Raw genomic sequence first — 26,341 nt, 5'->3', positions numbered from 1 at the left:
GTTGGCTCCTCCGCTGGCTCGTCCCTTGGGGCGCTCGTTGGTGCCCTCGTTACTTCGGCCGTTGCTTCGTCCGCTGCTTCGTACCGCTGCCTCGGGCCGCTGTTCGGCCATCGTTTCGCCCTGGTGCGAAACAGTAACCGCCTGCGCAGGGCCGCCCCACACTCCCTCCATGCGCACTTACCGCGAACTTTTCCGGGCGCCCGAGTTCGCCCCTCTCTTCCTCACCAGCGCACTGCACGTTGCGGGCCACACGGTGAGCGGCCTGGCCCTGGGCACGCTCATCTACGCGGCCACCGGCTCCCCTCTGCTCTCCTCCCTCGCCATGTTCGGGCCCTCCCTGGCCCAGCTCATCGGGGCGACGACGCTGCTGTCTGCGGCCGACCGGGTCCCACCCCGCGCCGCACTGGCCGGGCTGCCGCTCGCGTTCGCCCTCGGGACCGCCGCACAGGCCGTGCCGGGACTGCCCGTCGTCGCCTCCTTCTCCGTACTGCTCGCCCTGGGTGTGCTGGCCTCGCTCGGAGGCGGTGTGCGGTATGGACTCCTCAGCGAGATCCTCGCCAAGGACGGTTATCTCCTGGGGCGTTCGGTGCTCAACATGTCGACCGGCATCACCCAGATCTGCGGCTACGCACTCGGCGGAGTGCTCGTCACCTTCCTCTCTCCGCGCGGCACCCTGCTGGCCGGTGCCGCGCTCTACCTGGCGAGCGCGGGCACCGCGTGGCTGGGGCTCCGCCGGCGCCCGCCGCGCGCCACCGGCCGCCCGTCCGTGGCCGCGACCTGGCGGACCAACTCCCTGCTGTGGTCCTCCCCCGCGCGCCGCTCCGTCTACCTGGGGCTGTGGGTGCCCAACGGGCTGGTGGTCGGCTGCGAATCCCTCTACGTTCCCTACGCTCCGCACGAGGCCGGGCTGCTGTTCGCCTGTGGCGCGGTGGGCATGCTGGCCGGGGACACCACCATGGGCCGCTTCGTTCCCCAGCGGTGGCGCAGGCGCCTGCCCACGCCGATGCTCGCGCTGCTGGCCACCCCCTTCCTCCTCTTCGTCCTGCGTCCACCCCTGCCCCTCGCGGCCGGGCTGGTGACGCTGGCGACGGTCGGCTTCGCCGCCAGCCTGCTGCTCCAGGAGCGGCTGTTGGAGTTGACGCCCGAGAACCTGAGCGGGCACGCGCTGGGACTGCACGCTTCCGGCATGCTGGCCATGCAGGGGGTGGGAGCCACGCTCGCCGGCGCCGTCGCCGAACGGACCTCCCCCGCCACCGCCATGACCCTCATCGCCGCGCTCTCCCTGACCGTGACGCTCTCGCTGGCGCGGGGCCTCACTCCAGACGGCCACCCACACCCGAGCGCCCCGCGGGAACACCCACCAACCGCACCGTCACCCGCTCCCGCACGCGCTCTCCGAGCACCGCGACGACGGCGTCCGTGATCGCGGATATCAGCTTCTCCGGAGCCTGGGCGAAGTTCGGATGGTGGAACATGGCCTCCTTCGAGCGCAGGGTGACGAAGGGGGAGGGCTCTTCCGTCAGCTTCCCGCCCACTCCCCAGCGCCCCCGCTCCACGCCGGTCAACTCGACGGCGACGATCTCGCGGAACGACTCCGGATAGACCGTCAGCGCCGCCTCCGTCAGCTCCTCCACGAGCCGGGCGCTCACCGGCGAGTCCTCCCCTCCCAGAACCGCCTCGTGAATCTGCACTTCGAAGTGCGGCATGGCCTGTCCCCCTATCGGCAAGGTGAGGAAACGGGCGGCTACCATGCGGAAGCCCGATTCCTCTTTGATGTCAAAACATCTTTGGTTGCAAAGCTAATGGGAGGCCAGCGCGATGTCAACGGACGGCCACAGAAGGGAAACCGAGCAGGACCCCCTGCGGGACGGGGGCCTCGCCGAGGACGAAGCCGTGCGGGCGCTCCTGCAGTTGATGCCCCGCATCGTCGGCCGGGTCAAGCGCCTCCCCGTCCCCGAAGAGCTGCAGTCCCTCGCGCTGGCGCCCCGCCACCTGTCCCTGCTCTCACTCCTCCTCTTCGACGGCCCGAGCACCGTCAACGACCTGGCGGCACGGCTGGAGGTGGCCCCCACCACGGTCAGCCTCATGGTGGGCGAGCTGAGTCGGAAAGGGGTGCTGGAGCGGCGGGAGGACGAGAACGACCGGCGCCGCCGCATCGTGAGCATCGCCGAGGGCAAGCGCGCCACGATCTCCGGCTGGCTCGCGCGCGGCGCCGACGCCTGGCGCCACGCGCTCAAGGCCCTCTCCCCGCTCGAGCGGGCCCTGGTGGTGACGACTCTGCGGGCGTACGAGGACGCCGCCTCTGACGAGGACACGGCTTCAGACGAGGGCGCTGGCACTGAGGGGGAACAGGACACCGCCTCGGGCCGGGGCGCTGAGGCGGAAGAGGACACCGCTGCTGACGGGGACGCTGAGGCAGGGGGCGAGGACGCGTCGGCCGGCGTCACCCGAAAGAGCTGACCACCGCGCCGGAGGCGCCGTCCGGCCGGAACGCGCGAGGGCCCGCGTGGATCGTGAGTGATCCACGCGGGCCCTCGTGTGGCGGTGGCGTCCGCCGCTCAGCGGCGGCGGACCGGCGCGGAGTGGCTCGGCGCGCGCGGGCGCCGGGCGGCGCAGTGCCGTTTCACGTCGCGAAGCCCACGGGTGCCGGGCCGGTCAGCGCCGTTTCCCGTCGCGCCGGGACGCGTCTCGCCGGGACGCGTCTCGCCGGGTCGCGTCGCGCCGGGTTGCGCTGCTCGTCAGATCAGGCCGAGACCGCGCACCGCGTCGCGCTCGTCGGTCAGCTCCTTGACGGACGCGTCGATGCGGGTACGGGAGAACTCGTTGATCTCCAGGCCCTGGACGATCTCGTACGCGCCGTCCTTCGTGGTGACCGGGAAGGAGGAGATGATGCCCTCGGGCACGCCGTAGGAGCCGTCCGAGGGGATGCCCATGGAGGCCCAGTCGCCCTCGGCGGTGCCGTTGACCCAGGTGTGGACGTGGTCGATGGCGGCGTTGGCGGCGGAGGCGGCCGAGGAGGCGCCGCGGGCCTCGATGATGGCGGCGCCGCGCTTGGCGACGGTCGGGATGAACTCGTCGGCCAGCCACTTCTCGTCGTTCACGACCTGGGCGGCGTTCTTGCCGGAGATCTCGGCGTGGAAGATGTCCGGGTACTGGGTCGCGGAGTGGTTGCCCCAGATCGTCAGCTTCCTGATGTCGGCGACGGTGGAGCCGGTCTTCTTGGCGAGCTGGGTGAGCGCGCGGTTGTGGTCGAGGCGGGTCATGGCGGTGAACCGCTCGGCCGGCACGTCCGGCGCGGCCGCCTGGGCGATCAGCGCGTTGGTGTTGGCCGGGTTGCCGACGACGAGGACCTTGACGTCGTCGGCGGCGTGGTCGTTGATGGCCTTGCCCTGCGGCTTGAAGATGCCGCCGTTCGCCTCGAGCAGGTCGCCGCGCTCCATGCCCTTGGTACGGGGGCGGGCGCCGACGAGCAGGCCGACGTTGGTGCCGTCGAAGGCCACGTTCGGGTCGTCGGTGATGTCGATGCCCTGGAGCAGCGGGAAGGCGCAGTCGTCCAGCTCCATCGCGGTGCCCTCGGCGGCCTTCAACGCCGGGGTGATCTCCAGCAGGCGCAGCCTGACCGGCACGTCGGCGCCCAGCAGCTGGCCTGAGGCGATGCGGAAGAGCAGCGCGTAGCCGATCTGGCCTGCGGCGCCGGTGACGGTGACGTTGACGGGGCTGACGGGAGTGCGGGTCATGGCGTTCTCCGTAGTACCTGACGTGGCTGGCGGGTGGCCGAAAGTCTCTCTACGTCAAGAGACCCATCGGCCAGGCTATCCGACCCCGTCCCCGCCGCACCCCCGGGTCGGTCCAAGGGGCGCCGCACCCGGGTTTCGCCTGGTTGTCCGAGCGGCCGTGCCGGGGGGAGAGCCGACGCCGCTCGGTCAGGGTGGTATCCGGCGCGGCGGCTCGCCCTGCGTTCACGGCACCGTCCGGCCCGGGGTGGTGCAGCCCTCGCCGCCCGCGGCCGTCGTCGCGCAGGCACGCGCGTCCTCCTCGGCCGGCGCGGAGACCATCGCGGTGTACGCGTCGGTCGCCGTCACCGTGTCGCGCTGCCCGCCCGGGCCGGTGATGCGCAGCACGTCGTCGGCCGCCGCGCCGCTGATCCTCCCCCACGCCGCCTTGCAGACGTCGCTGTAGCGCACCTCGACGAGGCCTGAGCCGACCCGTGCCGAGCTGACGGTCGTGGCGTGTGTACCACCGCAGCCCATGGCCTCCGGGTCCTGTCCCGAGCAGTCCTCGCCCGCGCACTTCACCCCTGCGGGCAGCTTCCGGGTCTTCTCCGTGGGGGACGGCTTCGGCTTGGCCGCCTCCTCCTCGTCGCCGCCCAGGTCGAGGAAGAGGACCGCCCCCGCGACGAGGACGAGTACGCCCACGAGCGCCGCGAGCAGGACGGTGACCTTGCGTCGGCCTCGGCCGCCACGCCCCTGACGCCCGCCGCTCGCACCCCCCGTGTCCGGCGCGCGGGGCCCCGTTACGTCGGGACCGGTTCCGGAGGGGCCGGTTCCGGAGGGGCCGGTGGTGCCGGAAAGGCCGGTGGCACCGGGAAAGCTGGTGGCACCGGGAAAGCTGGTGGCGCCGGAGCCGGCCGCCTGTGCGCCTGCGCCGCCGCGCCGTTGTCCCGGCACCTGGTGGTCACGTGTGCTGGGTCCCGGGGCACCCGCCGCACGGATGGCGTCCTTGCGCAGGACGGCCGTCTCTCTGTCCGGGGGCGGTCCGCCCCCCAGCGGTTCACCGGCGAACGGATCGCTCGCCGGCTGGTCGCTCCACAGGACTCCCTCTTCGGACCGTTCGCCACCGGACGGCCCACCGGACCGCGCGTTACCGGACCGCTCGCCCTTGCGCCGTCTGCGGCCCTTGTCCTGTCCGGCTCCTGCCTCGCCTTCGGACGGCTCCTGCCCGGTCGCCTCGGCTCCGTTCAGCGCGGCTCGGGCCTGGGCGATGCTGATGGCCTCCAGGGTGGTGTCGTGCCGCATCTCGCTGCGGCTCCATGCCCGTTCGGCCAGCTCCCACATGGTGCCGAGGTGGCGTACGTCCGTGCCGGTCACCTCGGCAAGGGCCTGGGTGGCGCCGCGGGGCGGCAGCAACCGGCCGCTGAGGTAGCGCTCCCACGACGACTTGCTGTAGCCGGTGCGGTCGGCGAGGCCCGCGATGCTCAGTCCGCTGCGGTCGACGAGCCGCCGCAACTGGTTCGCGAACTCCCGGATCTGCGGGTCCAGATCCTCCGGTAGCGACCTCCAACGAGGCATGGCCTCCCCCTCGTCCCCGACTGCGCTGTGTGCCTTCCCTTCCCCCGTGTGTGCGCCGGCCCCGGGTTGCGTACTGGCTACCCAGGGGGATGCAGGCGGCCAGGATGACAGCTCCGGAAGCGGGGGCGCACGGGGGCGTCACGGGCCGCGACCCACGCCCGCGCACAACCCCCCTCGTCCACGCGTACGACCCCTAGTCTGCCAGCCCGTCCGGACGCCAACCGTCGCCTCCGTCGCGTACCACTCACACGAGTGGTACGTGGCCTCGCCGTTGGCGTCCGGCCCGTCAGCGGAGCGTGCGGCCGGCGGACCGGCCGGTGGGCCGCCCACTTCGCCGACCGCGCGATCGGCAGGGTGTGCGGTCAGCGGACCGTGAAGTGCACGATCGTGTCGAGGAACGGCACCGTCAACAGGGGCTTGGGCTGGGCCATCAGGGCCAGGAGCACGATGACCAGGCCCAGTACGCCGTAGAGCACCATGTCGGTGAAGCGGGAGCGGACGGCCAGCATGCCGACCGACGGCTTCGCCCAGCGCAGTACGGCACCGCCCAGCAGCGCCAGGCCGATGATCAAGGTACCGGAGCGGAACTCGATCACCGTCACCAGCAGCCCGACCAGCACACCCGCGCACACGGCCAGCAGCGGCCACTGCCGGTAGGGGGCCGGGTGGTGCCCTCCGACCGCACGTCCGCCGCCCTCGGGCCGCGCGGTGTCCCGGGTGAGCACGGGGAAGCGCCGCGAGCGCCTGCGCGGCGCGGCAGCGGACTGCTGTCGCCCGTCGGACGGCGGCTCCCCGGCGGCGGCCGCCCGCTGTCCGTCGGCTGCCGACTGCTCTCCGGCTGGCGACTGCTCTCCGCCGGCTGCCGACTGCTCTCCGGCTGGCGACTGCTCTCCGCCGGCTGCCGGCTGCTCGGCGTCCGCCGTCTTCTCCGTACGCGTCGCGGGCTTCGTTCCCGCCTCGTTCTCCTTGCTCATGGCCGCCCTCAGCGCGCCGCCGCCTCGGCCGCTTCCACGACGTTGACGAGCAGCTGGGCCCGCGTCATCGGGCCGACACCGCCCGGGTTGGGCGAGAGCCAGCCGGCGACCTCGGCGACCCCCGGGTGCACATCGCCGACGATCTTGCCGTTCTCGTCCCTGCTGACGCCCACGTCGAGCACGGCCGCGCCCTCCCGCACGTACTCCGGCTTGATCAGGTGCGGCACGCCTGCGGCGGCGACCACGATGTCGGCCTGGCGCAGCGCTCCGGGCAGGTCGCGGGTGCCGGTGTGGCACTGGGTGACGGTCGCGTTCTCGCTGCGCCGGGTCAGCAGCAGCGGCAGCGGGCGGCCCGCCGTCACGCCGCGCCCGACCACCACCACGTGGGCGCCGTCCAGTTCGACGCCGTAGCGGCGCAGCAGCACGATCATGCCCTGGGGCGTGCAGGGCAGCGGCGCCGGCTTGTTGAGCACGAGCCGGCCCAGATTCGTGGGGTGCAGCCCGTCGGCGTCCTTGGCCGGGTCCATCAGCTCCAGCACCCGGTTGACGTCGATGCCCTTGGGGAGCGGGAGCTGGACGATGTAGCCGGTGCAGGCCGGATCCTCGTTCAGCTCGCGGACCACCGCTTCGATCTCCTCCTGCGTCGCGGTGGCGGGGAGAGCGCGCTGGATGGAGTTGACGCCGATCTGCCGGCTGTCGCGGTGTTTACCCGCGACGTACTTCTGCGAGCCGACGTCGTCGCCGACGAGCAGCGTGCCGAGGCCGGGCGTGACGCCCTTGGCCTTGAGCGCCTCGACGCGCACGGTGAGATCGGATTTGATCGCGGCGGCGGTGGCCTTGCCATCGAGAATCTGGGCGGTCATGCGCCCATCCTCGCGGATGCGGCACCCGTCTCTCCACTCAGGCTCCACTCGGGCCCCGTGCGGGGCCGGCACGGGGGCCGCGCTCGCGCCGGCTCGGATGCCGCCCCGCAGGGAGACTCGGAGGACGTCCTCGCCGGGCTGGTGCGCTTCGCGCTCCCTTTCGACCGCGTGCACGAGGGACACTTGGCACTGCTGGACGGGCAGTGGGTCTGACCCCGGACGGCTGGTCCGAGCACCGGAGTGGCACGGTCGTCACAGCGCGTCTGACCGCGCGTTGCGGATTCGCCACAGTACGGAAACCCGGCTGGACAGTCCGACAGTCCGACCACCACCATTGTGGGACGGCGTCGGGCGCTACAGGGTGGGCCGGCGGTGCGGCGCCGTACCCGGGGGAGGCGACATTGCTGAGGGCAGGCCGTGGTTCTCCGGAGTCACTCGGCCCGATCCGCTCCCTCAACACCGTCGGAGGAAACAGCTCGTGAGCTACCCCCCGCCCCCAGGACAGGGTCCCCACAATCCGTACTCGGCGCCGCAGCAGCCGCAGCAGGGTGCCCCCTACGGCTACCCGCAGCAGGGCGCCCCGGCCCCTTACGGCTACCCGCAGGCCGGTATGCCCGCCTACCCGGGCGGCGGCATGCAGCCCACCGTCAGCATGCCCGGGGTGGTCGTCACCGCGCGCGTGCTGCTGTTCATCGCGGGCTCGCTGTGGGCGCTGTTCGGCGTCATTCTGCTCATCGGCGGCGTGGCCGCCAACGACGCGCTGGACGACATCCCCGGTGTGGGGGCGGCAGGCGGTGCCGCCCTGGGTGTCGCGCTGTTCGGGCTGCTGATCGGCGGTGGTCTGGCGGCGCTGCACATCGTGCCCGCCTCGATGTTCGGCAGGGGCCGCACCGGCACGCGTGTGACGGCGATCATCGCCGGCTCGGTCAACACGCTGATCCCCCTGCTGAGCTTCATCGGCAGCCTGGCCAGCAGTGACTCGGCGGCCGGCTCGCTGATCCTCGCCGTGCTGTGGCTGGCGACCGCCGTGCTCACGATCGCGTTCTGCTCGATGAGCGCCGCGGGCCAGTGGTTCAACAGGCCGCAGTACTAGGCCTTCGGCCTGTCGTTCAGGCTATCCCCCCCTGCCGTCCGAGCAGGGGCCGCGGCAACCGCGCGGTGACGGCGCGGCCGGGCCTCCGGCCGCGCCGTCACTGTTGTGCGTGACCGCCCCGCCGCCCGCCGTCGTGCGGCGAATGGCTCCGTGTCGCGCCGGGCATGTATGCGCCGGGGGGTTGCGTATGCACAGCATCATCGTTGTGCCGTCCGAGGAGTCGGCGGCACAGACGGCAAGACGACGGGCCGGGCAGGTGCGGTTGGCGCCCGGCGAGAGCCTCCGGTTCGGCCGGGAGGAGGCGTGCGGACTCGTCCTCGCGCACCCGGGGGTGTCCAGGAGCGCCGGAGTGCTCGCGGCCAGCGGCTCGTTCTGGACGCTGACCAACCACAGTCGCGACCGTACGTACGTCGTGGAGAACCCGGAGGGCGCGGGAGAGCACATCAAGGTGGTGCCGGGCCGCGTGGAGGCTCCGGTGCCCTTCGAGTTCTCCCGGGTGGTGCTGCCCGCGGGGGACGAGCTGGTCACCTTCGAGGTGTGGGCGCCACGCCACGACCACCTGCGGACGGAACCGGGTGACGACGAGGGGGCGCTGACCGTTCCGGCCTTCCCGCTCGACCGGAACTCCCGGTACTTCCGGGTGCTGGTCGCACTGTGTGAGCCGCGGCTGCGCGGGGAACCGTACGCGCCGCTGCCCACTACCGAGCAGCTGACCGAACGGCTGCGGGCGGCGTGGCCGGAGGCGGGGCGCGCTTCGGTGCAGTGGAACATCGACTATCTCGCCGTCAAACTGCGCCTGCGGCCCGCTCCCGAGGACAGTCCGGAGGGCAGAGCGCGGCTCAACGGGAAGAAGGAGATGCTGGTCGCTCTGGCGCTCCGTTTCGATCTGGTGCGCGAGGACGATCTGGCTCTGCTCGGCAGTGCGCGAGGCCGCGGGCGGCTGGGCGCGCGCCCGGGCGGAACGGTGCCGGCATGACGCTGCGGCTCCCGATCGGCTACCGGGTGGGGGCCTGGGAGGTGCGGGAGTCCATCGCGAGCGGCGCGTTCGGCAGCGTCTACGAGGGACGGCGGGTCAGCGGCCAGAAGGAGCCGAGGGACGATGTCCGCGAGAGGCGGCACGGCGGCGACGGCGAGCCGCAGCGCGACGTCCACGAGGAGACGCAGAGCAACACCCGTGAGAAGCGGCACGACAGAGCCCTCAAGAAGCCGTACACGCGTGCCCGCGGGGAAGCGCGGGGCCAGGTCGAGGGGGCGCGGGGTGGCGAGCCGTCCCGCGCTGCCCTGAAGTTCCTGCCGACGGGGACACGGACGCCGCGCCAGCTGGACCACCTGCGCGATCTCACGGAGCGCGAGGTGGCGCTCCTGCGGGCAGTCCAGCGGCCACGGCTGATCCGGATGCACGAGGTGCTCACCGTCGACGATCCGGAGCGGCCCGACATCGACGGCGCCTGTGTGCTCGTTCTGGAGCGTGCGCACACCTCTGTGGAGCGGATGCTCGCCCACGGGGGCCTCATCCAGGCCGCGCTGCTCGCACAGGTGTGTGAAGGGTTGGTCCAGTTGCACTCGGCCGGCTGGGTGCACGGTGACCTCAAGCCGGCCAACGTCCTGCTCATGCGGGACAGCACGGTGCGTCTGTGCGACTTCAACCTCGCGGCGGAGCTGGAGGGCACACACGCCTACTCGCCCGCGTTCTCCACGCCCGACTACACGCCGCCCGAACTGCTGTGGTCGGACATCGGCGAGCGGGGGCAGCGCATCAGGCCCAGCACCGACGTGTGGGCGTTCGGCGTCCTCGCCCACCTCGTGCTGACCGGTGACTTCCCGTTCCCCGGGAGCACCTCTTCGGCCCGCAGGGACGCCGTGCTGCGCTACGCGCGCGGCGGCGAGGGGCTGCGCCTGTCGGACGAACTCCCGGACGCCTGGCGCGGCATCGTCACCGACTGCCTGGCCCCCACGCACGAGGAGCGTGCCCGGCACGACGCCCGGTCCCTGCTGCCCAGGACGGAGGAGGCCGCGGGCACGGCGCGGGCCACGAGACGGGGCTCCCGGCGGCGTCGCTTCGGGCTGTACCTGGCGGCGGGGCTCACCGGACTCGGCCTGGTGGCGGGCACCGCGGCGGTGACGGCGACGCTCGTCGACGACGGTTCCGGCACACACAGCGCGGCGGAACCCACCGGGTACGACCGGTGCGAACGGGGCTACGTCTGCTTCTTCACCGAGCCCGCGGGCCAGGGCGACATGTGCAGCTGGTTCGGCTTCGACGAGGACTGGCGCACCGGCACCATCCGCTGCCCGTGGAGTGCCCGCCAGGCACCCCGTTCGGTGTTCAACAACGGAACACAGGGCAAGTACACCGCCGTCGCCTACTTCCACTCCGACGACCACCACGGACGCAAGGGGTGCATCAGCCGGCTGGCCAGAACGGACCTGCCCGCCGGCCTTCCCGAGATCCGCTCCCACAGCTGGGTCAAGCGCTGCTGAGGGGTGTGCGCGGCAGCGCGGACGGACGCTCCGCGCGGGGGCGGTCGTGCGCACCCTGGGAGTTGCGAGGTACCGGCCCTCGTGCCCTGACGGCACTGTGGTCTCGTGCCGCCCAGGGCGGCACGCAGGGGGAAACACCGGGCCCGGTTCGACACGGGGGCGGGCCCGGTGTCCATGAGAACCGGAGGGGAACCATCATGCGCAAGCTGAAGCTCGCCGCGATCGGCGCCGGGACCGCGGCACTCATCGCCGCCGGGGGGACCATGACCGCCGGCGCCACCACGCCGGCGACCACAGCCCAGAGCACGTCGGCGGCAACGGCCGCGAAGACCGTCGACCCGAAGGGCGCCCACAGCGCGGACGTCAGCGTCACCGCGTACTCGTGCACCCGGGGGGCGGTCTGCTTCTACACGGGCACGCAGGGCACCGGGAAGAAGTACCAGCGGTTCGTCAACACGAACAACAACTACAACCACATCAGCTCCGCCTGGAACAACGGGCGGACCGACGAGGCCCTGGACCACGTGAAGGTCAAGTGGAACTACACCGGGAGCGGCACGACCCACTGGGGCTGCCTGTCGCCGGGCGAGAAGTGGAGCGGCTCCGACTACACGGTGGACGCCATCCGCTGGGTCAAGAGCTGCTGAGCGGGCGCACGGGGCGATGAGAACCACTCCGGGGCCCGGCGGAAGCGTCCGCCGGGCCCCGGAGGTGTGCCCCACAGTGCCGTGGAGTCGCACACGTGCCGTGGAGTCGCACACGTGCCGTAGAGGGCCGCACAGTGCCGTGGACAGTCGCGGAGTGCCTGACCGGGCTCGTGGAGCACGCACCCGGTCAGGCGCCGGACACTCGCCGGTCACTCGGCAGGCACTCAGTGGAAGAAGTGCCGCGTCCCCGTCACGTACATCGTGATGCCCGCCTTCTCGGCGGCCTCGACGACCTGCTCGTCGCGCACGGACCCGCCCGGCTGGACGACGGCGCGCACGCCCGCCTCGGCCAGCACCTCGAGGCCGTCCGGGAACGGGAAGAACGCGTCCGACGCCGCGTACGCCCCCCGCGCCCGCTCCTCGCCCGCGCGCTGGACGGCGAGCCGTGCCGAGTCGACCCGGTTGACCTGCCCCATGCCGACGCCGACCGTCGCCCGGTCCTTGCCGAGCAGGATGGCGTTGGACTTGACCGCGCGGCACGCCCGCCAGGCGAAGGCCAGCTCGGCCAGCTCACCGTCATCCAGCGCCTCCCCGGCGGCCAGAGTCCAGTTCGCCGGGTCGTCGCCCTCCGCCTGGAAGGCGTCCTTGACCTGGGCGAGGCCACCGCCGTCGATGGGGCGGAACTCGGCGGGCGCCGCCGGGGCCTCGGGGCAGCGCAGGACCCGGATGTTCTTCTTACGGGTGAGCGCTTCCACAGCGCCCTCCTCGTAGTCAGGGGCGACGATGACCTCGGTGAAGATGCCCGCGACCTGCTCGGCCATCTCCTTGGACACCGGACGGTTGACGGCGATCACGCCGCCGTAGGCGGACAGCGGGTCGCAGGCGTGCGCCTTGCGGTGCGCCTCGGCCACGTCGGCGGCGACCGCGATACCGCAGGGGTTGGTGTGCTTGATGACCGCCACGCACGCCTCGTCGTGGTCGTGGGCGGCACGCCGCGCGGCCTCGGTGTCGACGTAGTTGTTGTACGACATCTCCTTGCCGTGCAGCTGCTCGGCCTCGGCCAGCCCGCCGCAGCCGCCCGTGTAGAGCGCGGCCGGCTGGTGCGGGTTCTCGCCGTAACGCAGCACGTTCTTGCGCGCGTAGGTGACGCCGATGAACTCGGCGAACGGAGAGGGCTCCGCCTCGTCCTTGCCGGTGTACTCGGCGAACCAGCCCGCCACCGCCACGTCGTACGCCGCCGTGTGCCGGAAGGCCTCCCCCGCCAGGCGCTTGCGCGCGGCCAGGTCGAAGCCGCCCTCCCGGACAGCGTCCAGGACGTCGCCGTAGCGGTCCGGGTTGACGACGACGGCCACGGACGGGTGATTCTTGGCGGCGGCCCGCACCATCGAGGGGCCGCCGATGTCGATCTGTTCCACGCACTCGTCGTCCGACGCGCCCGAGGCCACGGTCTCGGCGAACGGATAGAGGTTGACGACGACCAGCTCGAACGGCTCGACGCCCAGCTCGCCCAGCTGCTCGCGGTGTGCCGTGAGGCGCTGGTCGGCGAGGATGCCGGCGTGCACACGCGGGTGCAGGGTCTTGACCCGCCCGTCCAGGCACTCGGGGAAGCCGGTCAGCTCCTCGACGGGGGTGACCGGAACGCCGGCGTCCGCGATGCGCTTCGCCGTCGATCCCGTCGAGACCAGCTGCACCCCCGCGGCGTGCAGCCCCCGGGCCAGCTCCTCAAGACCCGTCTTGTCGTACACGCTGACCAGCGCCCGGCGGATCGGCCGCTTGGCGCCCGTGGTCGCAGCAGTCTCACTCATGACCCAGTCGTACCCTTCTTCTGTTCGGCCCCTCGAAGGTGTAGCCGTCGCGGGCGATGCGCCCCACGACCTCGACGAGCAGCCGTCGCTCGACTTCCTTGATCCGCTCGTGCAGAGCGGCACCCTCGTCGGTGTGGTCCTCTTCCCGGACCTCGACGGCGCGCTGCGCGATCACGGGCCCGGTGTCGACGCCGTCGTCGACGAAGTGGACGGTGCACCCGGTCACCTTCGCGCCGTACGCGAGCGCGTCGCGTACGCCGTGAGCGCCGGGAAAACTGGGGAGCAGCGCGGGGTGCGTGTTGAGGAACCGCCCGCCGAAGCGCGCCAGGAAAGCGGGGCCCACCACCTTCATGAAGCCCGCCGAGACCACCAGGTCGGGGGCGTGGGCGGCCGTCGCCTCCGCCAGCGCCGCATCCCACTCCCCGCGGGTGGCGAAGTCCTTCACCCGGCACGTGTAGGTGGGGATCCCGGCCCGTTCCGCGCGCGCCAGCCCCTCGATACCGCCCCGGTCGGCGCCCACGGCGACGATCTCGTACGGGGTGTCCGTGGCGGGGTCGGCCGCGGCGTCGATCAGCGCCTGGAGGTTGGTACCTGAGCCGGACACCAGGACGACGAGGCGCACGGGGGCGGCGGGACGGAAGGACGGCGCGTCCACGACGGTGCTCTCTCTCGCGGGAGACGGGCAGGACGAAGGCGGTGCTGAGAGGGTGCTGGAGGGGCGCGGTGAGGTGGGTGGGGCGGATGGGGCGGCCGGGCGGCATTGTGTGGTCGCACAAGTACGTGGACCCGCGAATTCCGGGGAACTCTACGAAGCGTCCGACCGTCGGCAACCATACCGGCCCTCGGAACGGCCCCCACGGGACGGGGGCGCAACCGGAAGGTAGCGTCAGGGACACGGCCTTCTCGGGCTCCCGCGGGGCTCGGAGGGCCACACGGCCGTGTAACCGACGCGGAAGCGACGAGGAAGACACACACCAGATGACCGACCGACGCCGCCGTACGGCCGCATCCGACAGCACCTCCCGCGAGGACAACCCCTTCGCGCCACCGCCGGAGGGGCAGCCGGACCAGCCATGGCAGCCTCGGCAGCCGCGGCGGCTCGCCCAGGAGAAGGACGACGGGTCGGGCCCCGACGGCCCCAGGGGCCCCCGTGGCCCAGGGGACTCGGGGCCGGATGCCGGGAACGGATCCGGTGGCGGAGGCGACGGCTCGGGAGGGGATTCGGGCTCGTCGGACGGCGAGCGGCGGCCCTCCGCGTGGGGCAGCCAGTGGAGCAGCCGCCAGCCGGGACGCCACGGCGGCAGCTTCGGCGGCGGCGACCGCGGCGGTGACCGCGACCGCGAACGGCAGGGCAACGGCGATCAGGGGCCTGGCGGACCCGGAGGCGGGCCCGGCGGATCCGGCGGGCGCGGCATGCGCTGGGACCCGACCGACCCGCTCCAGCGGCACGCCCGGTACGCCCTCCACGCAGGCATCTGGGGCCTCTTCTTCGCCCTGCTCGGCGTCCCCGAGGTCGCACTCCTGCTCGGGGCGCTCTCGCTCTACTGGGGCATCAGCGCGCTGCGCGGCAAACCACCGAAATCCACGACCGAAGGCCGCAGGTCCAAGAGCGACAAGCGGCGCCGCTCCGTGGCCGCCACGGCGGAGGACGTCGCCGGTACCGACCGCGGCGCGGAGGGCGAGGAGGAGCCGGGACGCTCCACGGGCCCCGGCGGGACCGCCGACCCCGGGGGCCAGGGCGGCACCGGTGGCCCGGACGGCCGGTCGCCGGTCCCGCTCGCCGTGACCCCGGCCCAGGCGGCCAAGGCCAAGCGCACGGCCGCCATCAGCGGCCTGGTCACCGCGGGGCTGACACTCGCGATCGTCGCGGCGACGTACACGTTCCAGTTCGCCTACAGCGAGTACTACACCTGCCAGAACGACGCGCTGACCCAGTCGTCGCGCGACGACTGCGAGCGGCACCTGCCGGAGGAACTCCAGCCGTTCCTGGAGAACCGCTGAGCGGGGCCCACCGAGGCGGGCCCACCGAGGGCCCGCTAAGAGCCCGCTGAGGCGGGCAGCGCCGCTGAGGCGGACGAACCGGTGCGGCGCCTTCAGGCCTTCCCCGGTCTGCTGGGGGGCCTGCCGGGGGTCGGCTTCGCGGTGAGACTCCTCTGCGGGTCACCACGTGCGACGTCGTCGGCGACCGACGCCTCGGCCGGACCGCCTGCGGCCGGCGCCTCGGCCGGACCGCCTCTGGCGGGCTGGGCACCGGCGCCGAGAGCGTCCTCGGTGTCCGGGTCCGCGTCCCCCTCCACGCTCGCGCCCCCGTCCGCGTTCACGTCCGTTCCCGCGGGTACCTTCCCGTCCGCGGTCACATCCGCTCCCACGTTCACGTCCACGTCGACGTCGGCGTCGGCGTCCGGGTCCACGTCGACGCCCACGTCGACGTTCACGTCCACGCCCACGTCCACGTCCACGTCCACGTCGAGAACGAGATCGGCCCTGTTGATCCGCTGGACGAACCCGCGCTCCGTCGGGTCGGCCGGGGGGAACGAGGCCATCAGGCCGCCTGAGGCATCCCTCATCGCGGCCCAGCGCACACGGCGGGCCGCGTCCGTGTGCCACGCGGCGTCCGGGCCGAGCCCGGCCGCCGCCTTGGCCGCGGCCTCCGCGGCGCGGGCCGCCGCTGCCGCGGCCCTGCGGGCGCTGAACCGCACCCACCAGCGCACGCCCAGTGCGGTCGGCAGCCCGACGGCGGTCATCCAGGCGCACGCGGCCCCACCCGTCTGCCACCAGGAGGGTCCCACGTGCGCGAGAGCGGCACTCCCGAGCGGGCCGCCTGCGACAGCGGCGAGCAGCGCGAGGAGCGCACCGCACAGGACGGCGGCGAGCGGCACCGTCACCAGCACGGCCCGCCGGCCCGCCGGATGCCCGCCCCGCTGCCTGACGGCGGCCTCGGCCCGTCCTACAGCCATCCGGGAGCGCCCCACCCACCATCCGCACATCAGGCCGCCCAGCGCCGGAACCACCGCCACCAGGCAGCAGGCGACCACCCCGCCGGAGCCCTCGTCCGGGACGACGGAGAGCAGCGGGAACGGCGGCAGGTGCGGCGAGCCGGTACTCAGAACCGGGGAGACGACGCTGTCGCCGCCCAGCGTGAAGCCGGGGCCGAGCCCGTACGACGTCGCCCACAGCACCGCGTTGGGCAGCAGCGCCACCACCAGCAGCAGAACCGCGAGCTGCCCGGAGAGAGACTCCGTCAGCTGGGGAAAGGTGCGGCAGACTGTCCGCACGTCCCACACGAGGGCCGCCGAGAGCAGAAACGCGCCCCCGCCGCACAGCACGACGGTTGCCGCACCGCCCGCCTGCACGGCGACGATGACCCGCTCTCGCGTCATCTGCCGCGTGACGCCCGACACCCGCTCCCTGGGTGCCTCCGGCAACCGGGAGGACAGCTGGGCCCACGCGTGCGCCACCGAGCGGCGCTGCGCGTAGAACGCCGCGCACAGGCCCGTCACGACGACGACGAACAGCGGCAACCGCCAGCTCGTGCCGGCGGGCTCCGCCTCGAGGGGCCCGCCCGAGGCGTAGGCGACAGCTGCGGCGGTGACGAGAAGGTAGCCGCCCGAGACCCACCCCGCGACGGCCACCGCCCCGTACCCGGCGCCCGCGACCGGCCGCGATTCGAGCCCTTCGCGCGTGGCGCGCCACAGCAGCCACACCGGTACGACCGTCAGCATCAACGGCGTCACCCCGACGGGTGCCGGGATGCCGGAGAGTGTTTCGTGCCGCACGAGCTGCACGCCGTGCGCCAGCAACCACAGGTCCGCGGCCAGGTGCAGGGCGCCGTCCGCGTCGCTGTCCGGGTACGGCGAGACGGTCCACAGCAGCAGGACGACCACGGCGCACACGCCGAGGCCGAGCCCGGCGGCCACGGCGCCGCCCAGTAGCCAGCCGCTGGTCAGGGGCAGGGAGCGGGGGTGGCCACGGCCCGAGGACAACGAGGGACCGCGGTGCGTCAATTGGCTCACATCACCATGCTGCCAAGAACACCCGTTTTGCCCCAGTAGCAGGCATTTTGTCGCTGTGTCGCACAAGCTAAGGGCTATGCGTCTTTCTTCCAGCTCTGCTGCCGCGCCTGCGGACGCGGCAGCCGGCGCGGCCGCCGACCCGGCAACGCGTCCCGCACCCGGGGCACCTGACGCCCCCTCGTCCCCCTCCGCTCCCACCACCGCAGCAGCGGGGCTGTCTACGACGACGGCGAAGACGGAGGGCGAGGCCGGCGGGGAGGCCAGGGGAGAGGCCGCGAGGAGCGGGCGGCAAGGTGGCCAGGGAAAGGGCAAGGGCAAGAGTAAGAACAGGGGCAAGAGCAGGGGTCAGGCCAAACGTTCGACAGCGCAGCGGCAGAAGTCCCCCGCGCAGGCCGCACCACCCGCCACGTCGAGCGCCACATCGGACGGCACGTCAACTCCCGCACCGGACGCCGCCACGTCGAGCGCCACACCACACGCCACAGCGCCGAGTCCCGGACCGGACGCCACTCCGAGTCCCGCACCGGATGAGCCGCCCGGAGCCGTGGAGGCCTTGGCAGAGGAGGGTTCTCCCGAGGTCGACGGTCCTCCCGAGGCGGAGAGTCCTCCCGAAGTGGACGGTCCTCCCGGGGCGGAGGGTCCTCCCGGGGCGGAGGGGCTTCCCGAAGACGAGGGGCTTCCAGAAGTGGAGGGCGGGTGTGGTGGGGACGGCGGGGGGACCCGTACGGCACCGGCGCCCACCCCCCGGAGCGAACCCCTCACGGGCGAGGTGGCGCCGACGCCGCGGGTGTCGGCACCCGCACCGCGGCGGAGCGAAGCGGAGCCGCCCCGCGTCGAGGTGGTCGCGAGTGTGGCGGGCCCTGTGGACGACTTCGTACGCACGGCCACGCAGCCGCGGGAGCTACCGTCCGACCCCATCGAGGCGTTCGACGAGCTGTACGTGCGACAGGCGCGGGCCCTCACGCGGCAGGCGTTCCTGCTGTCAGGACACCGGCGGGTGGCGGAGCGCGCCGTGCGGTGGGCGTTCCACCAGGCCTGGCAGCACTGGCCCAAGGTGCTGGCGGGCAGCGACCCGACGCGCACGGTGCGCGCGACGGTGTACGAGTACGCGCTGTCCCCGTGGCACCAGTTCCACCCGCTGCGCCGCGTGCCGCAGGCGTACTCGGGCCCGCCGGAGGACCGCGCCGTGCTGGAGGCTTTTCTGGGGCTGCCGCGCAGCTACCGTGCCGCTCTGCTGCTGCACTACGGGCTGGGGCTGACACTGCCGGAGACCGCCGCCGAGGTGGAGTGCAGCACGGAGGCGGCCGCGGGCCGGGTCACGCACGGGCGGGTGGCGCTGGAGGAGAGCTGGCCGCCGCTGCGGGAGCACCCGCGCAGACGGCGCGGCGCCGTGCTGGCCCTCACGCTGCGCGAACTCGCCGTGGCCCAGCCGGTACGGCCCGTGCCGCCCCTTCTCGTACGCCGCCGCAGCTTCCGTACGACGCGGCTGTGGACGCGGGCCTCGCTGGGGCTGACGGCGGCCGTGACGGCGGCGACGGTGCTCACTCTCGTGACGGCGGAGAGCGAGCAGCCTCCGAAGAAGCCCGCCCAGGTGGTGCCCCGGACGTTCGCTCCGGCGGCGTTCCCCGGCGCGTCGGCGGTGAGAACCACTCGGACGAGTGAAGAGGGCCGGGATCGCCGGCACGCCGAGGCCAGGCACTCGCGGTCCGCGGACCGTGCCTATCTGCCCCAGCTCCGCTCCACCAACGGGCGCGTGGACCTGCACGACTTCCAGCGGAACGAGCCGGAACCGGGACGGAACAGCTGACGGGCCCGCACCCTCGCGGGGTGCGGGCCCGTCAAGCAGCCGTGCCACGGCCCGGCGGCGCCGTCTCGGACGCGCGGCCTCCAGGCGTCGCTCAGACCTTCGAGCGACTCAGGCGGCTCGGGCGCCTCAGGCGCTCAGGCGCTCGCGTGCCAGGCGGGCGGTCTCGGACGGGGTCTTGCCGACCTTCACGCCCGCGGCCTCCAGGGCCTCCTTCTTGGCCTGCGCGGTGCCGGAGGAGCCGGAGACGATCGCGCCGGCGTGGCCCATCGTCTTGCCCTCGGGCGCGGTGAAGCCCGCGACGTAGCCGACGACCGGCTTGGTCACGTTCTCCTTGATGAAGTCCGCCGCGCGCTCCTCGGCGTCGCCGCCGATCTCACCGATCATGACGATCAGGTCGGTGTCGGGGTCGGCCTCGAACGCCTTGAGGGCGTCGATGTGGGTGGTGCCGATGACCGGGTCACCACCGATGCCGACGCAGGTGGAGAAGCCGATGTCGCGCAGCTCGTACATCATCTGGTACGTCAGCGTGCCCGACTTGGAGACCAGGCCGATGCGGCCGCTGTTGGTGATGTCGGACGGGATGATGCCCGCGTTCGACTGGCCGGGGGTGATCAGACCCGGGCAGTTCGGGCCGACGATCCGCGTCTTGTTGCCCTTCTGGGAGGCGTAGTCCCAGAAGTAGGCGGTGTCGTGGACGGCGATGCCCTCGGTGATCACGACCGCCAGGCCGATGCCCGCGTCGATCGCCTCGACGACGGCGTCCTTGGCGAACTTCGGCGGGACGAAGATGACGGTGACGTCCGCACCGGTCTTCTCCATCGCCTCCTTGACGCCGCCGAAGACGGGCACCTCAGTGCCGTCGAAGTCGACGTTCGTGCCCGCCTTGCGCGGGTTCACGCCGCCGACGATGGTGGTGCCGGAAGCAAGCATCCGCTTGGTGTGCTTCTGGCCCTCGGAGCCGGTCATCCCCTGGACGATGACCTTGCTCTCCTTGGTGAGGAAGATAGCCATGGTGTTGTCGGTGTCCTCGTTCGGTCTCGTCCGGGCTTACTTGGCGGCCAGCTCGGCGGCCTTGTCGGCCGCGCCGTCCATCGTGTCGACCTGCTGCACCAGCGGGTGCGCCGCGTCGGTCAGGATCTTGCGGCCCAGCTCGGCGTTGTTGCCGTCGAGGCGCACGACCAGCGGCTTGCTGACGTCCTCGCCCTTGGACTTGAGCAGCTCCAGCGCCTGCACGATGCCGTTGGCGACCGCGTCGCAGGCGGTGATGCCGCCGAAGACGTTGACGAAGACCGACTTGACGTCGGGGTCGCCGAGGATGATCTCCAGGCCGTTCGCCATGACCTCGGCGGAAGCGCCACCGCCGATGTCGAGGAAGTTGGCCGGCTTGACGTTGCTGTGCGCCTCGCCCGCGTAGGCGACCACGTCGAGGGTGGACATGACCAGACCCGCGCCGTTGCCGATGATGCCGACCTGGCCGTCGAGCTTCACGTAGTTGAGGCCCTTGGCCTTGGCCGCGGCCTCCAGCGGGTTGGCGGCGGCCTTGTCCTCCAGCGCCTCGTGCTCGGGCTGGCGGAAGTCGGCATTGGCGTCCAGCGACACCTTGCCGTCGAGCGCGATGACCTTGCCGTCACCCGTCTTGACCAGCGGGTTGACCTCGACGAGGAGGGCGTCCTCCTTGACGAACACGTCCCACAGCTTGATCAGGACCTGCGCGACCTGGTCGACCAGCTCGGCCGGGAACTTCGCGGCCTCGGCGATCTCGCGGGCCTTCGCCTCGGTGACGCCCTCGATGGCGTCCACCGGGATCTTGGCCAGCGCCTCCGGCTTGGTGGCGGCGACCTCCTCGATCTCCACGCCGCCCTCGACCGAGGCCATGGCCAGGAAGGTGCGGTTGGTGCGGTCCAGGAGGAAGGAGACGTAGTACTCCTCCGCGATGTCCGCGGTCTGGGCCAGCATCACCTTGTGGACCGTGTGGCCCTTGATGTCCATGCCCAGGATCTGGCCGGCCTTCTCCACCGCGTCCGCCGGGTCGGAGGCCAGCTTCACGCCACCGGCCTTGCCGCGGCCACCGGTCTTGACCTGGGCCTTGACGACCGCCCGGCCGCCGAGCCGCTCGGTCACCTCGCGCGCCGCCTCAGGCGTCTCGATGACTTCACCGGCCAGCACCGGTACGTCATGCTTGGCGAAGATGTCCCTCGCCTGGTACTCGAACAGGTCCACGCGCGTCCGTCCCCTTAATCAATGGTCTCGCGGTCGTTGTCAGCGTGGGCGTGCCGCAGGGCCGCGGCGTCCACGGGTCGCGCGGCATGTCCGCCTTGCAGGTTAGCCCTGCGCGCGTGCGCTGCCTAAATCGCACCTCACACATACGCGGTGACAACGGTCACAGCCCCCCGGGCCCCCGGTCTCCCGGCACCGGTATCGGACGCTTCTCGATCGCGGCGGCCATCACCTCGGGAAAGTGGTCGGGAGTGCAGGCGAAAGCGGGAGCGCCGAGGGCGGCGAGAGCGGCGGCGTGGTCCCTGTCGTAGGAGGGCGCTCCCTCGTCGGAGAGCGCGAGCAGCGTGACGAACTGAACACCGGCGTCCTTCATCGCGGCGACCCGCCCCAGCATCTCCCCACGTATCCCTCCCTCGTACAGATCGCTGATCAGCACGACGACCGTCTCCGACGGGCGGCTGATCCGCGACTGGCAGTAGGCGAGCGCGCGGTTGATGTCGGTGCCCCCGCCCAGCTGGGTGCCGAACAGAACGTCGACGGGGTCGTCCAGCTCGTCGGTCAGATCCACGACGCCGGTGTCGAAGACGACGAGCCGCGTGTCCACCGTCCGCATCGACGCCAGCACCGCGCCGAACACCGCGGCGTGGACCACGGACGACGCCATCGACCCCGACTGGTCGACACAGAGGACGACCTCCTTCCTGACCGACCGCGCGGCCCGCCCGTAGCCGACCAGCCGCTCGGGCACCACCGTGCCCTGCTCGGGCAGGTAGTTCTTCAGGTTCGCCCGGATGGTCCGGTTCCAGTCGATGTCCCGGTGGCGGGGGCGGTCGACCTTCGCGGAACGGTCCAGCGCTCCGGTCAGCGCCGACCGGGTCCGGGCCGCCAGCCGCCGCTCCAGCTCCGCCACCACCTTGCGCACCACGGCGCGGGCCGACTCCCTGCTGGTCTGAGGCAGTGCGGCCCTGAGCGACAGGAGCGTGCCCACCAGGTGCACGTCCGGCTCGACGGCCTCCAGCATCTCGGGCTCCAGCAGCAGCGACGTGAGCCCCAGCCGGTCGACGGCGTCCCGCTGCATCACCTGCACCACCGGGCTGGGGAAGTACGTGCGGATGTCGCCCAGCCAGCGGGACATCTGCGGGACGGAGGCGCCGAGCCCGCCGCCGCGGCTGCCACCGCCGCTCCGGTCGCCGCCACCGGAGCCGTCCGCGCCGTAGACGGTCTCCAGCGCCCGGTCCATGCCGCTGTCCGCGCTGCCCAGCGCGCAGCCGGTGCCGTCCGCCTCGCCGCCGCCGAGCACCATGCGCCAGCGCCGCAACCGCTCCGCCTCCGCGGCCCCCGGCACACTGTCCTGACCTGCGGTCATATGCACACCTCCTGCCGCTCGTCCACCGGCTCGCCCTCGTCTTCCCCCCACGCTCCCGTCCCGGCCCGGGCCCCGCCCAGCAGCAGCCGTACCGTCTCGAGCGCGGGCTCGGCACGCGCCGCGTCCAGCCCCGAACCGAAACCGGGCAGCCCCTCCCCCGCCCCCGGCGCCGCCCTGCCACCGTCATCCGCGGGCCCTCGCCGCACCAGCTCACCCAGCGTGCGCCGCACCCCCGGCTCAAACTGCCCGAACGTCCGTCTCAGCAGCGGCAACACGTCCGTGAACGCCTCCGCCGGCACACCGGTCAGCCACCGGTCGACCAGCGCGAGCAGCCGCTCGTCATGGACGAGCAGCATCCCCGCACCCGAGAGGAAGCCCTCGACCCACGCGGCAGCCTCACCCGGCGGCGCCCCCGGCGAGAGGGCGAAGCTCATCAACCGCTCCGCCTCCTTCTCCGCCAGGCAGCCCTCGTCCAGCAGCAGCCGCACGCAACGGCCGCGCAGCAGGCCGGGTATCCGGTCACGCCCGGCGAGCGTCCGCAACATCCCGCGCCACCTGCCCAGCAGACCGGCCCCTGACCTGCCCTCCCCCGCCTGGCCCTCCTCAGCCTGGCTCTCCTCCGCCAGGCCCTTCCCCAGCGGGCCCTCCCCGCTCTCCGCGCACGACGCGTCGCTGGTCAGCAGGCGCACGGCCTGGTGTGCGGCGTCCAGATGTCCGCGCATCTCGCGGGCGCCCTCTTCACCGAGCCCCGCGCAGGCGGGCGGGAGCCCGACGCGCACCCGCGCGGCCATACCGCCCGCCACCTCGGCGAGCGCCCCCGCGTCGGTGCCCCGAACGTCGCCGTAACGCAGGCTGCGCACCAGCGCGGGAAGTGCCTGCGCGAGGTGCCCGACATCGGCCTCCAACGCCGCCCGGTCGGCCAGGACCCGCATCACGACGGGCAACGCGTCAGGCAGGTGCGCCAGCAGGCAGTCCTCGGCCAGCGCGGTGACGTCCGCGAGCGTGCCGGCCGGCGCCTCCACCGCACGGGAGCAGGCCTTGGCGGTGGCCGCCTCGTACACCGTCGTGCCCCAGAGCGCGGCCTCGGCCACCCGCACGGACAGCTCCGGCTCCCAGCGCAGGCGCCACGTCTCGCGGAACGTGCCGGTGCTGCCCGCGCGCGAGTGCGCGGGCACGCCCCAGTCGACGCCCAGCAGCCGCAACCTGTGCAACAGGCGACTGCGTGCCGCGTCGGTGTCCTTGCGCAGGTCCAAGTCCAGCTCCCGCTCGGTGGCCGCCGGTTTGAGCCGCACGGCACGCTGCCGGCGCTCCACGTCCCGCTGCAGCGGTACGGCAGGAGCGCCCTCGGGCACCTCGCCCAGCGCCTCACCGACCACCAGCCGCTCCCGTATCAGGGCCAACGGCACGTCCGAGCCCTCGCACAGCACGGCACGTATCGCGTCGGTGGACTCCGTCAGCCCGGCCAGCGGGCGTCCGCGCATGACGGCCAAGGCCTCGGCGAGCCGCACCGCCTCGATCACATGAGCGGGCGAGACCGGATGGTCCTGCTCCCGCAGCAGCCCCGCGGCCTTCGTCATCCACCGCTCCACGGGCCGGTCCGGCGCGGCGAACAGGTGGCCGTACCAACCGGGCGCGGCGATCCCCGCTCCGTACCCCGACCGGCGCGCCAGCCGTCGGTACGTCCACGGCACCCACGTGACCTCGGCCCGCACCTTCGGCAGCCCCTTGAGCAGCCGGCGGTCGGCCGTCACCGCCGTCCGCTCCAGCTCGGCCAGCGCGGGCACGTGCCAGGCGCCGCAGACGACGGCCGTCCCCGCGCTTCCGAACTCCTTGGCGGCCTCCCGCAGCCGCAGCCGCATATGGGCCTCGCGGAGCAGGTCCTGAGAGTGGCCGCCGTCCCCGTGCACAGCGCGCAGCTCGGTCATGGCCTCACCGAGAGCGGTGAACGGCGCGAAGGGGTCGTGGTGGCCGCCTCTCCGGTGTTCGACGGCGTCCTCCCACCAGCGCTCCGGATCGTCGTACCCGGCGACCTCCGCGAGCGCCGCCAGCGGATCGAGCCGTATCTCCTGGTGGCCTGCGGTCCGCCGCGTCCCCTCGGGTGGCGTGTCCCCGGCGGCTCCACCCCCGTGGGGGCCGCCGGGGACCGTCTCCTCCCCCTCCCTGCGCGGCTTCTCCTCGCCGTCCCCGGGTGGTTCCGCCTCGCCTTCCCCGGGTGGTTCCTCCTGGCCTTCGCTCGCCGTGAGGCCTTCGCTCATCGCGAGAGTGTGCGCTGCGGGCAGGTCGATGAAACGGACCGGCACGCCGCGCCGCGCCGCCCAGCGGATGGCCACCCATTCCGGCGAGAACTCCGCGAGTGGCCAGAAAGCGGCCCTGCCCGGCTCGTTGACCGCGTGGGCCAGCAACGCCACGGGCGGAACCATGGCCTCCTTGGCTGCCAGGTCCACCACCGCGTCACCCTCCGGCGGGCCTTCGATCAGGAGGACGCGCGGCCCGTACGCCTCCAGCGCTGCCCGCACCGCACGCGCCGAGCCCGGCCCGTGGTGCCGCACGCCGAGCAGCAGCGGCCCGGCCGCCGGGCCCCCTCGCGGTACCGCATCCCGAGCAGGACCGCAGGTCACCGGCGCGACGGCGCCTTCGTGTGCGGAAGCCCTCATACCGACACCTCTCGGCAGGCGCGGTAGAAGTCCTTCCAGCCCTCCCGCTCACGCACGACTGCTTCGAGATACTCCTGCCACACGACCTGGTCTGACGCCGGGTCACGGACTACGGCGCCCAGGATGCCCGCCGCCACGTCGCCCGCGCGCAACACCCCGTCACCGAAGTGCGCGGCCAACGCCAGGCCGCCCGTCACCACGGAGATGGCCTCGGCCGTGGACAGCGTGCCCGACGGCGACTTGAGCTTGGTGCGCCCGTCCTCGGTGACACCTTCGCGCAGCTCGCGGAAGACGGTGACCACCCGGCGGATCTCGTCGAACCCCTCAGGGGCCGGCGGCAGGTCGAGAGAGCTGCCCAGCTGGCCGACGCGGCGTGCCACGATCTCCACCTCCGCCTCCGCGCTCTCCGGCAGCGGCAACACCACCGTGTTGAAGCGGCGGCGCAGGGCGCTGGAGAGCTCGTTGACCCCTCTGTCACGGTCGTTGGCCGTGGCGATCAGATTGAAGCCGCGGACCGCCTGGACCTCCTCGCCCAGCTCGGGGACCGGCAGCGTCTTCTCGGACAGGACGGTGATCAGCGAGTCCTGCACGTCGGCGGGCATGCGGGTCAGCTCCTCGACCCGTGCCGTCATGCCCTCGGCCATGGCGCGCATCACGGGACTGCGGACCAGCGCCTCCCGGCTGGGCCCCTGCGCGAGCAGCTGCGCGTAGTTCCAGCCGTAGCGGATCGACTCCTCCGCCGTGCCGGCCGTGCCCTGCACCAGCAGCGTCGAGTCCCCGCTGACGGCCGCCGCCAGGTGTTCCGACAGCCACGTCTTGGCCGTGCCCGGCACACCGAGCAGCAGCAGCGCCCGGTCCGTGGCCAACGTACTGACGGCGACCTCCACGATGCGCCGCGGACCCACGTACTTGGGCGAGATCACCCGGCCCTGCGGCAGCTCGCCGCCGAGGAGGTACGTCGCCACGGCCCACGGCGACAGCCGCCAGCGAGCGGGCCGCGGCCGGTCGTCGACGTCCGCCAGCGCGGCCAACTCGTCCGCGAACGCGTCCTCGGCGTGGGGCCGCAGCGCCGGCTGCTCCGCGACATTGCTCTGGGTCACAACTCCCCCTCAACGCAGGGCTCGGTTCAAAAG

General features: G+C 72.9%; 20 protein-coding genes and 1 pseudogene. 8 read left to right on the top strand and 13 right to left on the bottom strand.

From position 1 onward, the window contains the following. The first annotated feature begins 169 nt into the window (after positions 1-169). Complete coding sequence (locus MMF93_RS20365) at positions 170-1,423, top strand: MFS transporter (RefSeq protein ID WP_242753550.1); 1,254 nt, start codon at positions 170-172, stop codon at positions 1,421-1,423. Here MMF93_RS20365 and MMF93_RS20360 read toward each other — a convergent pair. Then, the gene (locus MMF93_RS20360; RefSeq protein WP_242753548.1) at positions 1,314-1,706 is read right to left on the bottom strand and encodes a tautomerase family protein; all 393 of its coding nucleotides are present in this window, start codon (positions 1,704-1,706) and stop codon (positions 1,314-1,316) included. The two genes, MMF93_RS20365 and MMF93_RS20360, sit on opposite strands and share 110 nt — an antisense overlap. 208 nt (positions 1,707-1,914) lie before the next feature. Between MMF93_RS20360 and MMF93_RS20355 the strand changes: the two are divergent. Further along, positions 1,915-2,313, top strand: a pseudogene (locus tag MMF93_RS20355) (MarR family transcriptional regulator); the annotation flags it as partial. 425 nt (positions 2,314-2,738) lie between these two features. Here the strand turns inward: MMF93_RS20355 and MMF93_RS20350 are convergent. The 4 genes from MMF93_RS20350 to MMF93_RS20335 form a co-directional block, all read right to left on the bottom strand. After that, positions 2,739-3,737, bottom strand: coding sequence for a malate dehydrogenase (locus tag MMF93_RS20350; protein ID WP_242753546.1), 999 nt, complete (start codon positions 3,735-3,737; stop codon positions 2,739-2,741). A gap of 222 nt (positions 3,738-3,959) precedes the next feature. Further along, on the bottom strand, positions 3,960-5,288 hold the full coding sequence (locus tag MMF93_RS20345) for a helix-turn-helix domain-containing protein (protein ID WP_242753544.1): 1,329 nt from the start codon (positions 5,286-5,288) through the stop codon (positions 3,960-3,962). A 362-nt stretch (positions 5,289-5,650) separates the two neighbouring features. After that, on the bottom strand, positions 5,651-6,262 hold the full coding sequence (locus tag MMF93_RS20340; RefSeq protein ID WP_242753542.1) for a DUF3017 domain-containing protein: 612 nt from the start codon (positions 6,260-6,262) through the stop codon (positions 5,651-5,653). An 8-nt stretch (positions 6,263-6,270) separates the two neighbouring features. Then, a complete protein-coding gene (locus tag MMF93_RS20335; RefSeq protein WP_114023400.1) occupies positions 6,271-7,125 on the bottom strand; it encodes a bifunctional methylenetetrahydrofolate dehydrogenase/methenyltetrahydrofolate cyclohydrolase in 855 nt (284 codons plus the stop codon). A 478-nt stretch (positions 7,126-7,603) separates the two neighbouring features. Between MMF93_RS20335 and MMF93_RS20330 the strand changes: the two genes are divergently transcribed. The 4 genes from MMF93_RS20330 to MMF93_RS20315 all read left to right on the top strand — a co-directional run bounded on the left by MMF93_RS20330 (position 7,604) and on the right by MMF93_RS20315 (position 11,346). Continuing rightward, the gene (locus tag MMF93_RS20330) at positions 7,604-8,218 is read left to right on the top strand and encodes a proline-rich domain-containing protein (RefSeq protein WP_242753541.1); all 615 of its coding nucleotides are present in this window, start codon (positions 7,604-7,606) and stop codon (positions 8,216-8,218) included. A gap of 187 nt (positions 8,219-8,405) precedes the next feature. Then, positions 8,406-9,194: an FHA domain-containing protein gene (locus tag MMF93_RS20325; RefSeq protein WP_242753540.1), complete on the top strand. Its 789-nt coding sequence runs from the start codon at positions 8,406-8,408 to the stop codon at positions 9,192-9,194. After that, complete coding sequence (locus MMF93_RS20320; RefSeq protein WP_242753539.1) at positions 9,191-10,699, top strand: protein kinase domain-containing protein; 1,509 nt, start codon at positions 9,191-9,193, stop codon at positions 10,697-10,699. The genes MMF93_RS20325 and MMF93_RS20320 overlap by 4 nt, the downstream gene beginning before the upstream one ends. Positions 10,700-10,896: 197 nt before the next feature. After that, positions 10,897-11,346: a peptidase inhibitor family I36 protein gene (locus tag MMF93_RS20315; protein WP_242753538.1), complete on the top strand. Its 450-nt coding sequence runs from the start codon at positions 10,897-10,899 to the stop codon at positions 11,344-11,346. A gap of 224 nt (positions 11,347-11,570) precedes the next feature. On the opposite strand, the gene purH is transcribed toward MMF93_RS20315, so the two are convergent. Next, positions 11,571-13,151, bottom strand: a complete 1,581-nt coding sequence (purH, locus tag MMF93_RS20310) for a bifunctional phosphoribosylaminoimidazolecarboxamide formyltransferase/IMP cyclohydrolase (RefSeq protein WP_242753537.1) — start codon at positions 13,149-13,151, stop codon at positions 11,571-11,573. Then, positions 13,144-13,806 carry a phosphoribosylglycinamide formyltransferase gene (purN, locus tag MMF93_RS20305; protein ID WP_242753536.1) on the bottom strand — a complete coding sequence of 221 codons (663 nt, stop codon included), beginning with the start codon at positions 13,804-13,806 and terminating at the stop codon, positions 13,144-13,146. Before purN ends, purH begins: the two co-directional genes overlap by 8 nt. A gap of 323 nt (positions 13,807-14,129) precedes the next feature. Between purN and MMF93_RS20300 the strand changes: the two genes are divergently transcribed. Next, a complete protein-coding gene (locus MMF93_RS20300; protein ID WP_242753534.1) occupies positions 14,130-15,152 on the top strand; it encodes a hypothetical protein in 1,023 nt (340 codons plus the stop codon). A gap of 92 nt (positions 15,153-15,244) precedes the next feature. On the opposite strand, the gene MMF93_RS20295 is transcribed toward MMF93_RS20300, so the two are convergent. Beyond that, entirely contained in the window at positions 15,245-17,164 is a 1,920-nt protein-coding gene (locus MMF93_RS20295) for a cell division protein PerM (RefSeq protein ID WP_242753532.1), read from the bottom strand. A gap of 850 nt (positions 17,165-18,014) precedes the next feature. Here MMF93_RS20295 and MMF93_RS20290 point away from each other — a divergent pair. Further along, positions 18,015-18,971, top strand: coding sequence for an RNA polymerase sigma factor (locus MMF93_RS20290; protein ID WP_242753530.1), 957 nt, complete (start codon positions 18,015-18,017; stop codon positions 18,969-18,971). Positions 18,972-19,097: 126 nt separating this feature from the next. Here the strand turns inward: MMF93_RS20290 and sucD are convergent, their stop codons facing one another. The 5 genes from sucD to MMF93_RS20265 all read right to left on the bottom strand — a co-directional run bounded on the left by sucD (position 19,098) and on the right by MMF93_RS20265 (position 26,308). Next, positions 19,098-19,982 carry a succinate--CoA ligase subunit alpha gene (gene sucD, locus MMF93_RS20285; protein WP_242753528.1) on the bottom strand — a complete coding sequence of 295 codons (885 nt, stop codon included), beginning with the start codon at positions 19,980-19,982 and terminating at the stop codon, positions 19,098-19,100. Between the two features lie 36 nt (positions 19,983-20,018). Next, a complete protein-coding gene (sucC, locus tag MMF93_RS20280) occupies positions 20,019-21,191 on the bottom strand; it encodes an ADP-forming succinate--CoA ligase subunit beta (RefSeq protein WP_242753525.1) in 1,173 nt (390 codons plus the stop codon). A gap of 160 nt (positions 21,192-21,351) precedes the next feature. After that, on the bottom strand, positions 21,352-22,554 hold the full coding sequence (locus MMF93_RS20275; RefSeq protein ID WP_242753523.1) for a VWA domain-containing protein: 1,203 nt from the start codon (positions 22,552-22,554) through the stop codon (positions 21,352-21,354). Beyond that, positions 22,551-25,208, bottom strand: a complete 2,658-nt coding sequence (locus MMF93_RS20270; protein WP_242753521.1) for a DUF5682 family protein — start codon at positions 25,206-25,208, stop codon at positions 22,551-22,553. The genes MMF93_RS20275 and MMF93_RS20270 overlap by 4 nt, the downstream gene beginning before the upstream one ends. Further along, positions 25,205-26,308 carry an ATP-binding protein gene (locus MMF93_RS20265; protein ID WP_242753519.1) on the bottom strand — a complete coding sequence of 368 codons (1,104 nt, stop codon included), beginning with the start codon at positions 26,306-26,308 and terminating at the stop codon, positions 25,205-25,207. Before MMF93_RS20265 ends, MMF93_RS20270 begins: the two co-directional genes overlap by 4 nt. Between the last annotated feature and the right edge of the window lie 33 nt (positions 26,309-26,341).

The organism is Streptomyces tubbatahanensis (genome assembly GCF_022699385.1).
In the GTDB taxonomy this organism is placed as follows: Bacteria; Actinomycetota; Actinomycetes; order Streptomycetales; family Streptomycetaceae; genus Streptomyces; species Streptomyces diacarni.
Note: the sequence above shows the minus strand (reverse complement) of the source record. Positions and strands in the feature narration are given on the sequence as shown.

Bases quoted from the DNA above. Each gene is read 5' to 3' on its own strand.
- MMF93_RS20320 (WP_242753539.1), top strand. From the start codon at position 9,191: ATGACGCTGCGGCTCCCGATCGGCTACCGGGTGGGGGCCTGGGAGGTG.
- MMF93_RS20365 (WP_242753550.1), top strand. From the start codon at position 170: ATGCGCACTTACCGCGAACTTTTCCGGGCGCCCGAGTTCGCCCCTCTC.
- MMF93_RS20350 (WP_242753546.1), bottom strand. From the start codon at position 3,737: ATGACCCGCACTCCCGTCAGCCCCGTCAACGTCACCGTCACCGGCGCC.
- sucD (WP_242753528.1), bottom strand. From the start codon at position 19,982: ATGGCTATCTTCCTCACCAAGGAGAGCAAGGTCATCGTCCAGGGGATG.
- MMF93_RS20270 (WP_242753521.1), bottom strand. From the start codon at position 25,208: ATGAGGGCTTCCGCACACGAAGGCGCCGTCGCGCCGGTGACCTGCGGT.
- MMF93_RS20325 (WP_242753540.1), top strand. From the start codon at position 8,406: ATGCACAGCATCATCGTTGTGCCGTCCGAGGAGTCGGCGGCACAGACG.
- MMF93_RS20345 (WP_242753544.1), bottom strand. From the start codon at position 5,288: ATGCCTCGTTGGAGGTCGCTACCGGAGGATCTGGACCCGCAGATCCGG.
- MMF93_RS20275 (WP_242753523.1), bottom strand. From the start codon at position 22,554: ATGACCGCAGGTCAGGACAGTGTGCCGGGGGCCGCGGAGGCGGAGCGG.
- MMF93_RS20340 (WP_242753542.1), bottom strand. From the start codon at position 6,262: ATGAGCAAGGAGAACGAGGCGGGAACGAAGCCCGCGACGCGTACGGAG.
- MMF93_RS20335 (WP_114023400.1), bottom strand. From the start codon at position 7,125: ATGACCGCCCAGATTCTCGATGGCAAGGCCACCGCCGCCGCGATCAAA.
- purH (WP_242753537.1), bottom strand. From the start codon at position 13,151: ATGAGTGAGACTGCTGCGACCACGGGCGCCAAGCGGCCGATCCGCCGG.
- MMF93_RS20360 (WP_242753548.1), bottom strand. From the start codon at position 1,706: ATGCCGCACTTCGAAGTGCAGATTCACGAGGCGGTTCTGGGAGGGGAG.
- MMF93_RS20300 (WP_242753534.1), top strand. From the start codon at position 14,130: ATGACCGACCGACGCCGCCGTACGGCCGCATCCGACAGCACCTCCCGC.
- MMF93_RS20315 (WP_242753538.1), top strand. From the start codon at position 10,897: ATGCGCAAGCTGAAGCTCGCCGCGATCGGCGCCGGGACCGCGGCACTC.